Annotated in this window: 10 protein-coding genes; 5 read left to right on the forward strand and 5 right to left on the reverse strand. The window is 64.5% G+C overall.

From position 1 onward, the window contains the following. The 3 genes from AC062T_RS07180 to AC062T_RS07190 form a co-directional block, all read right to left on the reverse strand. The coding region (locus tag AC062T_RS07180; RefSeq protein WP_476028673.1) for a M20/M25/M40 family metallo-hydrolase at positions 1–1,272 on the reverse strand (1,272 nt) is incomplete at its 3' end. A gap of 104 nt (positions 1,273–1,376) precedes the next feature. After that, complete coding sequence (locus AC062T_RS07185) at positions 1,377–3,437, reverse strand: heavy metal translocating P-type ATPase (protein ID WP_476028675.1); 2,061 nt, start codon at positions 3,435–3,437, stop codon at positions 1,377–1,379. A 31-nt stretch (positions 3,438–3,468) separates the two neighbouring features. After that, positions 3,469–4,173, reverse strand: a complete 705-nt coding sequence (locus AC062T_RS07190; RefSeq protein ID WP_476028677.1) for an N-acetyltransferase — start codon at positions 4,171–4,173, stop codon at positions 3,469–3,471. A gap of 39 nt (positions 4,174–4,212) precedes the next feature. On the opposite strand from AC062T_RS07190, the gene AC062T_RS07195 reads away from it, so the two are divergent. Together AC062T_RS07195 and AC062T_RS07200 are read left to right on the forward strand one after the other, a co-directional pair. Beyond that, a complete protein-coding gene (locus AC062T_RS07195; RefSeq protein ID WP_476028679.1) occupies positions 4,213–4,611 on the forward strand; it encodes a PPOX class F420-dependent oxidoreductase in 399 nt (132 codons plus the stop codon). Positions 4,612–4,646: 35 nt separating this feature from the next. Then, positions 4,647–5,906 carry an LCP family protein gene (locus tag AC062T_RS07200; protein WP_476028681.1) on the forward strand — a complete coding sequence of 420 codons (1,260 nt, stop codon included), beginning with the start codon at positions 4,647–4,649 and terminating at the stop codon, positions 5,904–5,906. A gap of 34 nt (positions 5,907–5,940) precedes the next feature. Here AC062T_RS07200 and AC062T_RS07205 read toward each other — a convergent pair whose 3' ends face one another. Then, on the reverse strand, positions 5,941–6,579 hold the full coding sequence (locus tag AC062T_RS07205; RefSeq protein ID WP_476028683.1) for a response regulator transcription factor: 639 nt from the start codon (positions 6,577–6,579) through the stop codon (positions 5,941–5,943). After that, a complete protein-coding gene (locus tag AC062T_RS07210; protein ID WP_476028685.1) occupies positions 6,576–7,802 on the reverse strand; it encodes a sensor histidine kinase in 1,227 nt (408 codons plus the stop codon). The genes AC062T_RS07205 and AC062T_RS07210 overlap by 4 nt, the downstream gene beginning before the upstream one ends. A 136-nt stretch (positions 7,803–7,938) precedes the next feature. Between AC062T_RS07210 and AC062T_RS07215 the strand changes: the two genes are divergently transcribed. The 3 genes from AC062T_RS07215 to AC062T_RS07225 form a co-directional block, all read left to right on the forward strand. Further along, entirely contained in the window at positions 7,939–8,412 is a 474-nt protein-coding gene (locus AC062T_RS07215) for a hypothetical protein (RefSeq protein ID WP_108996764.1), read from the forward strand. A 68-nt stretch (positions 8,413–8,480) separates the two neighbouring features. Then, positions 8,481–8,882 carry a hypothetical protein gene (locus AC062T_RS07220; RefSeq protein WP_146181252.1) on the forward strand — a complete coding sequence of 134 codons (402 nt, stop codon included), beginning with the start codon at positions 8,481–8,483 and terminating at the stop codon, positions 8,880–8,882. 110 nt (positions 8,883–8,992) lie between these two features. Beyond that, positions 8,993–9,240: DUF2255 family protein (locus tag AC062T_RS07225; RefSeq protein WP_476028688.1), on the forward strand; the 248-nt coding region annotated here is incomplete at its 3' end.

A 9,240-nucleotide genomic window follows, 5' to 3' on the forward strand; every position in this document is an offset into this window, starting at 1 on the left:
GCCCGCATCGATGAACGCAGCGTAGTCGGAGCGCCCGTCGAACTCGGTCGGCTCAGAGGCCAGCCCCTGTCCAGCGAAGAACTCGGTGAAGAGCGCCTCGATCTGGGCCGAACCCTCCGGCCCAACGCTGCCGAACTCCGACCCATCGCCGTCATAGACGAAGCGCACAAAGTTGGGCGAGCCCACCATGTCGAAGTTGAGGTTGGCCGCGTGCTGAGCGATCTCGGCCTCCGTCAGTTGCGAAACGTAGTGCGTCGACCCGAGCAGCCCGTCTTCTTCTCCGCTCCAGAAGGCGAAACGAACCCGGTTCTGAGGCGTCGCCTTGGATTTCGCCAGCTGAATTGCCGTTTCGAGAATCGCGCCGCTTCCGCTCGCGTTGTCGTTGATCCCGGGGCCTTCGGCGACACCGTCTAGGTGCGCACCCACCACGACTGTCGCGTCGGGGTTGCCCTTCTTGGTATCGGCGATCACATTGAACGTGTTCACCGTCGTGACCGACGCTTCTACCACGATGCTCACGGTGGTTCCGGGAGCCGCCGCGAGCGACTCGCCCAACGCGAACGGCGCACCGAGTGCCGGTATCGAGGCCTGGGGTGCCGAGAGGGTTCCGAACACGAGGCCAGAGCGGTCTTCGCCGTTGCCCTGGTTGAACACGATCACGGCCGCAGCCCCTGCTGTCGTGGCGTTGGCCACCTTCTCACCGAACGTGCACGTGCCACGCTGAACGAGGGCGATCGAGCCAGCCGCGAAGCCCGCGAAGTCCTCTGCCTCGCATCCGCTCGTGTTCACGCGGTCACCCGCAAGGTTCACGTCGACGGCAACGATCTCGCCTGTCACCGTGCCGGCACCCGAATAGTCCATGACGTCATAGTCGGTCTGATCTACATACGAAACAGCGTTCGGACTCACCTGAGCAAACGTTGACGCTCCCTCCACGAATTGCTCGTAGCTGAACTCCTGGCGAACAGGCTTGTATCCGGCCTTCCGCAGTTGGAACTCCACGTACTCTGCTGAGGCAACGTGCCCGGGCGCTCCCGACTGGCGGTTGCCCCCGTTCGCGTCAGCGATCTTCTGGAATGCGTTCAAATGACCCAGGATGTTCTTGGCAGTCACCTGCTTGGCCAACGAGATGGAGCGGCCGTGATTGCCCCCTCCCGGCCCGTGGGAACCTCCTGCCCATGCTGGCAACGCTGTTGCCGTCAACCCGATGCTGGCGACAAGGCCCGCACCGGTGATGATGGCGACTCTCCGCAATGATCGTGACACGCCCATCTGAACCCCTTTCGAAGCTTTCTGAAGGTTCGCCGCGAGGGCGGCGACCGTGGCTCAGACGGTAATCGAGGGGCATCGCTCGGTGGTCTCGCGTGAGAACACTCTCATCTGGAACGTGAGCCACGTGCTCCCGGGGTCAGGTCGAGTCGCCGAAGCAGTTGTGCGTTGAGGGCGACAACGACGGTGGAGAGCGACATGAGAATGGCTCCCACCGCCATCGGCAAAACAAAGCCGACCGGGGCAAGAACGCCCGCCGCCAGCGGCACCGCAATGAGGTTGTAGCCGGCGGCCCACCAGAGATTCTGCTTCATCTTGCGATACGTGGCGTGGGAGAGAAGCACGACCGAGACGACCGCGCGCGGGTCGCTGCTCGCCAGGATCACCCCCGCCGAGGCGATCGCGACATCGGTGCCAGCGCCGATGGCAATGCCGACATCGGCCTGCGCCAGAGCGGGCGCATCGTTGACCCCGTCGCCCACCATCGCGACTGTGCGCCCCTGCGCCTGCAGCTCGGCAACCTTGGCGGCCTTATCCTCCGGGCGAACACCCGCGAGCACGAGATCAATACCGAGCTCTTTCGCCACGCTGTCGGCCACGTTCTGGGCATCGCCAGTGATCATGATCACCTCGATGCCTCTGGCATGAAGCTCGTCAACGGCGTCGCGCGATTCCTCCCGAATCTGGTCGACCAGGCCCAGCGCGCCAACGACCGCCCCATCCACCAGCACGTGCAGAATCGTGGCTCCCTGCGCCCGCCATGCAGCGCTATCGGCGAGCGGCTCCGCTGCGCTGCGCTCGAGCAGATACGGGCCTCCCACGCTGATTTGCCGGTCGCCCACCGCGGCCATAACTCCCTCGGCCGGGGCTGAACTGAACCCCGAGGCGACGGGCACCGCAATACGGCGCTCACGAGCGGCCGAGACGATAGCGCGGGCCAACGGATGCTCGCTATCGCTCTCGGCAGCGGCTGCCAGCGCCAGCACCTCACTATCGGTGTGGCCCTCCGTTGCAGCGACGGCAAACACGACGGGCTCACCCTTGGTGAGGGTTCCCGTCTTATCGAAGAGCACAGCGGTAACGGTTCGCATGCTCTCCAGTGCGAGGCGGTCCTTGATCAGAACACCCGCGCGCGCTGCTCTCTCTGTGGCGATAGACACGACCAGGGGAATGGCCAGCCCGAGCGCATGTGGGCACGCAATCACGAGCACGGTCACGGTTCGAATCACTGCTTCGTCAGGCAATCCGAGCACCGACCAGACGACCGCGGTTATTGCTGCAGCGCCCAGCGCGAACCAAAAGAGCCACCCCGCGGCCTTATCGGCCAACCGCTGCGCCCTCGACGACGAATTCTGGGCATCCTCAACCATCTTGCGGATGCCCGCAAGAGTCGTGTCGTCGCCGACGGCGGTTACGCGGATGCGCACGGAGCTATCGGTGGCCACGGTGCCGGCGACAACGCTATCGCCGACCCCTCGAGGCACGGCCCGAGACTCTCCTGTCACCATCGATTCGTCGATATCGGCGGCTCCCTCGATGACCGTGCCATCGGCGGGAATCCGCCCGCCGGGCCGCACAAGAACCACGTCGCCGACCAGCAAGTCGGCTGGGGAGACCCGCACGGTCTGGTCGCCATCGACACGCTCGGCCTCGTCGGGAATCAGCGCCGCGAGCGAGCCCAAGGCCGACGAGGTCTGGGCGAGCGAGCGCATTTCGATCCAGTGACCGAGAAGCATGATCACGACCAGCAGTGCCAGCTCCCACCAAAAGTCGAGCTGGTGATCGAGAAGGCCAAGGGTCGCACCCAATGACGACAGAAACGCGACCGTAATGGCAAGGCCAATCAGCAACATCATCCCGGGCTTGCGGGCGCTGAGTTCGTCCCTCGCGCCGGTGAGGAACGGGCGTCCACCCCAGAAATAGATCACCGTGCCCAGAACAGGCGACACCAAGGCGATGCCGGCAACGTCGGGCAGTGAATACCCCACGATCATGGCGAACATCGGGCTGAGCAGCACGGTGGGCACCGCAAGCACGAGCATGATCCAGAACAGCCGACGAAACTGAGCTACGTGGTCACCATGACCGGCATGGCCTGCGTGGCTGTCATGACCTTCGTGGCCTTCGTGTGAATCGTGGGACACGTGGGACATTCCGCTGTGGTCCATGACCCCACGGTACCCGCGCTCCGTGGCGTGTCTAGGGGAGCGCTACCGCAGCCTCGTTTACCTGGGAAAGTGGCAGCAGTCGGACTCCCTCGTCAGCCCGTGCCGCATCCAGAAGGGCTGCCACGGGGGTCGCGTCGGCATCGGCAGATTCGGTCATGGTACTCAGAGCATCGACGAGACCGGCGGAGGCGCTCAACCGGCCCTCCTTCTCCAGCGACGGATCGACCTCGAAGGCGAGCAGCAGCATCCCGTAGACGGGCGGGCTGCCAGGGGCAACCGGCGCCTGAAAATAGGGGACGTCCACAATTCTCGCGCCGAGCCGCCCATAAAACCGCAGGCGGGCCTCGGGGTCGCCGTGCTCCTGGTGCACTGGGTGGTGGCGAGGATGTTCCACCTCCGCGAGCAGCAGAGACCGTTCGCGCTGCCGGGCTGCCTTCAGGACGCTTCGCATAATGCGCCCGCCCGCTCCCGACCCGCGCTGATCGCCGCGGGTCGCGAGATACGTGAGCAGGTCTATGCCGGGCGCGACCTGCTGAACGATCGCGACGGCTCCAGGCTCCCCGCTGCTGTCGGGCAGCACCAGGGCAGTCGCCCGGCCCGCCACCATTTCACGAGTGAGCGCATCGAGCGGGATCAGTTCCTCCGGCGCAAAGCTCGGCTCAAGAATCGCGCGATAGACACGCGCAAGTTCGTCCGCCGTCCCCAGAGAGACCAGCTCGCCATCACGCTCGCGCACAGAACATCCTTTCGCCGACTTCGAGCTTAGGATTCGATGGTGCCAATAACCCCTGAACTCGCCGCTATGGCCAAGCCCGCCTACGTTCTTCTCACCACGTTTCGACGCACCCGGCAACCAGTCTCCACGCCCGTGTGGATCGCCCAGAGCGGCGATGCTCTGCTCGTGACGACCGATCCGGAGTCTGGCAAGGTTAAGCGCCTGCGCAACAACCCCGCCGTCGAACTCACACCCTGCGACGTACGGGGGCGAGTAACCCCAGGGGCCCCCACCATTCAGGCGAGCGCCGAAGTGCGCACCGACACCGAAACCAACGCCGCGATGGATGCCGCCTTCATCAAAAAGTACGGCATCCAGTTTCGCGCCATCCGGGGTCTCGGCAAGTTGCGGCGAACACCGCCCTCGCAAACAGTTTTGCGAATAACCGATCGTGACTAACCTTTAAGATCAGTCGGCTGAGGCGGTGATGGCTCGTGAGCGATCAGGATCTGCCCCCCGGTGCGGGCGTCGGCGCACCGGTTCGCCACGGACGTCTGCCCCGGCGGGACGGGGCCTGGCCGATCATCCGCTTCATTGCTGGCGGCCTGGCGGTGGTTGCGGTCAGCATCGTGGGCGTCGCGGGCATCTCAGCGTTGCAGCTTGCCTCACGGCTGGGGCCGTCGATCGAACTACCCTCCGCCGGCGAGGCTCCTCCACCCACCCTGGGGGCTATTGAGGGGCCCGTCAATTTTCTTCTCGTCGGCAACGACAGTGGCGGCGGCAACCCCGTTTATGGCCAGAGGGATGCCCAACTCAATGACGTCACGGTGCTGGTTCACCTCTCCGCAGACCACAGCAACGCCACGATCGTCACGTTCCCCCGGGATCTCTATGTTTCTATCCCGGAGTGCAGCGGCGCCGACGGCGAAACGTTCGAGTCTGCATCCCTGCAAAAGATCAACACGGCCTACAGCCACGGGGGAGTTCCCTGCGTCGCCGAAACGGTGACAGAGCTCACGGGAGTGCAGATCGACTACGCGGCCGACGTCGATTTCGACGGTGCCATAGCGGTTGCCGAAGCAATCGGCGGTGTGGATGTGTGCCTCGCGAGCCCCCTCCGAGACAGGTACACGAATCCGCCCCTCGATCTGCCGGCTGGCACAGTCACACTCGAAGGAGCCACCGCGGTGTCGTTCCTCCGCTCCCGCTATGGCGTTGGCGACGGCAGCGACCTGGGCCGTGTCAGCAACCAGCAGCTGTTCTTCGCGGCGCTCGCCCGCCAAACGCGTGACAAGCTCTCCGATCTTCCGACCGTGTACCGCATCGCACAGGCGGCGGCGTCGAACATGAGCCTGTCGAGCAACCTGCAGAACCCCCTCACACTGGCCTCCATCGCACTGGCGTTTAGAGACATCGATTTCAGCAAAATCGTGTTTGTTCAGTATCCGAATCACTACCCAGAACCGGGCGAGCGGCAGGTCAACGGCGTTTTGCCCACGGCGGCCGCAGCCCAAGTCCTCAACGATGCGCTCGTCTCTGACACTCCGGTCGTGCTCACCGACCGCCCGAGTGGTTCGGGGGCAACGGTGCCAGACCCTGCGGCTCCCCGCCCCGAGCCAGATCCCATCCCGTCGCCGTCGGCGTCACCGGCTCCGTCGGCATCGCCGTCGGCATCACCCAACGATCAGCCTGTCGAGCTTCCCAGCAACACCTTTGGCCAGACGGCCGCAGACCTGACCTGCTCATCGAAGTAGACGGCAGCCGGCCGGGGCGGTGAGGCCCCCGAACTCAAATCCAGCCCTGTTCCCACGCCTTCTCGGCGGCCTCGTGCCGGGAACTGGCACCGAGCTTGGCCATCGCCGTCGAGAGATAGTTGCGCACCGTGCCCGGCGCAAGATGCATCCGGGTTGCGATCTGCTGCACCCGCAGGGTGGAGCGGCTGTGACGCAGTGCGTCGAGCTCCCGATCGGTCAGGGGGCAGCGTTCTGCCATGAGTGCCGTCGCGGCGATTTCCTGGTCGATGTACCGTTTGCCTGCCACAACATCCCTAATCACATCGGCAAGCTCGGATGCCGGCGTCGACTTGGGCACGAATCCAGACACCCTGGTAGCAAGGGCACGGCGCAGCACGCCCGGCCGGGCATGCCGAGTGACGATGACAACCTTCGTCGCCACCGTCGAGAGGATTCGGTTTGCCGCCTCGAGCCCATCGAGGCCTGGCATCTCCAAATCGAGAAGGCACACGTCTGGCCGCATTTCGACGGCGAGTTCGGCGGCCGTGAGGCCGTTGTCGCAGCTGGCGACGACCTCGATGTCGGTTTCGAGCCCGAGCAGAGCTTCGAGCGCGCCCCTGATGAGGTGTTCGTCATCGGCGATGAGCAGTCGGATGCGCCGATCACCTTCGGGGGAGCTGTGCTGCAGTGTCATGCGACTACCTCAAATTCGGGAACCATTACGCGGACTTCAAAGGTGTTGGTGTCTCCGACGACAGCCTCGAGCGTGCCGCCGATGGCGTTGACCCTCTCTCGGAGACCAGCAAGGCCGCTTCCCCGGAGCACCCCGGCGGCATCCCGATGTGCTGCCCCCTGAGCCGCACCATCGTTGCCGATGACCAGCTCGCTACCCGTCGGCGTCGTGCTCAACGTGATCCACGCGTTGGTCGCCTCGCTGTGGCGCAGGATGTTGGTGGTCGCCTCACGCACGATCAGCGCAAGACAACGCTGCACCTCCGGGTCTCGGGGGAGGTCGCCGACATTGAGAACGCACCGCGCGCCGGCTGCGCTGAGCACCTCTCGGGCGTTCTCTAGCTCGTCGCCGAATGCGATCTCGCGGTATCCATAGACCAGCGAGCGGGTCTCGTCGAGCGCCTGCCGGGCGATAGCCCGCACCTCATGAAGATTCTCTCGCGCCCCCACAGGGTTGTGATCGAGAAGCCTCTCCGCCAGCTCGGCCTTGAGCGCAATCACCTGCAGATGGTGGCCTTGAATGTCGTGAAGGTCAGAGGCAAAGCGCAGCCGCTCTCTGGCGACCGCCAACTCGGCTCCCGCCCGCCGGTGACGGTCAAGCTCCACCACGATGCGCCACCACCACATGCTCGTGATCACCATCAACGGCAGCATCGCAGCGAACACGAGAGCAGCAAGATCAAGGTCGGCCACGCTAAACGCAATGCCGAAGACCTTAGACGCCACAATGGGATGCACCAGCACGCAGATCAGGCCCGCTCCGATGAGCATCAATCGCGGGCTGTGGGGCAGCAGAGGAGCAAGCGCACCAACGCTCAGCCACAGGGGGAGTGCGGCATAGACGGCCAACCCGGGGACTGCTGCCCCGAGCATCCAGGCGAGCACGGCGGGCACCATGAGAAGTACCGCCCAGCTGGTGCCGGGAATGCCTCCCGCGAGGCCGGCTCTGAGAAAGAAGCACCAGCGCAGTTGAACCGCCGATGCCACGACAGTGAGGGTCACCACGGTCGCACTCAGCAGCGCGTCGGTGGTGTGGCCGGAGGACAGCGAATACTGAAGGGCCCTAACAGACTCGGCGATCGTGAGAACTTGCACCAGGAGAAAGAAAAAGGCAAACGACACGAGCGTGTAGAGCCAGGTTGTCTGAACGCTGCGCGCCTCAGGCGAGGGATCAATGTGGTGCATGGCCTCCAGCGTAGGGCTATGACATTTGTCACATTTTCGCGGGCGAATTCGCCCACCGATGTCATGACACCGGCACACTGCAGTGGCGTCGCCGCGTTCGCCATGATGGAACACATCACCAACGAAAGGCACCACCATGATTGACGCCCTGCAGGACTTCACCGCATCGCTTCCGCCGTTCCTTCAGTGGATCGGGGTAATGCTGGCGGCCGCGATTCCGTTCGTTGAGTCCTACTTTGGCGCCGTGATCGGCGTGCTCGCCGGCATCACCCCCGCAGTCGCCATCATCGCCGCGGTCGTGGGCAACGTCGTTTCCATGCTGATTGTGGTTTTCTCCGCACATCGCGTGCGCTCGTCTGTTGTCGCCAGAAAGGGCGAGAAGGAGCTGACCCCCAGGCGCCAGCGCCTGCGCAACGCTTTCGACAAGTACGGCGTTGCCGGAGTCAGCCTGCTCGGCCAGACGATTCTGCCCAGCCAGATCACGTCGGCGGCGATGGTCTCGTTCGGCGCGTCGAAGAATGCCGTCATCGTGTGGCAGATCGTCTCGATCATCCTGTGGGGCACCGCGTTCGGCGTGCTTACCGCTCTCGGCATCTCCCTGGTGCGCTAGAGCACGCCCCGGCGGCATGGCGGCTCGGGATGCCGCCGACTCCCTCCCTGGCGCATAACATGTTCCTTGTGAGCGGACGAGATATCTTGGGCACCCTGCTCGAGTTGTTCTCGTGGATCGGCATCCCGCTCGGCATCACGTTTCTGCTCGTGGCTCTCCTCGTCCGTGGCGTCAGTGGCCGCTGGGAGGAGACGACCGCCGTCATTGTGCGGGAATCTGCACCGCTCGAAGCACGCTGGATGGCCCACGATGGCAGCATCCACTCCCGAGTTCTCGAAGATCACGAGCTTGAGCATGCGGCGGACGAGGATGCGCTCACGATCTATATGAATCCCTCCCGCCCGGAGCGGATGCGACTCCGCCGCCACGGGGGCGGGGAACAAACCCTGTGGGTGCTGACCGCAATCTTCGGCGGGGTCGGTGTTCTCGCATCCGTCGCCGGTCTCATCGTGATGTTCATTCCCGAATAAGCGCAGCGGCGGCCCTTATCCCCGGCCACATTCCAGGCAACGGGGGGATGCTGATGTTTCAGCGGGCCAGACGCGCTGGCGCGAGCGAACCATCGCACGAGGAGAGCATCATGAGCGAATGGGATCCCCAAGAGCTGCACCGCATCAACGCGGCGACCGAATTGCTGGTCACATCTGAGCGACCCGATGGTTCTCTGCGGCCCTACACGACCATCTGGCACAGCGCGCTCGGCGACGCCCTCTATATCCGCTCCGCTCGCGGCCCTCAGAACGGCTGGTTTCGCAGAGCCGTGCGCTCCGGCAAAGGCCGCATCAGCGCGGGCGGTGTGGAGAAGGATGTCACCTTTGAGCTCGCAGA

The organism is Homoserinimonas sp. (assembly GCF_056262345.1).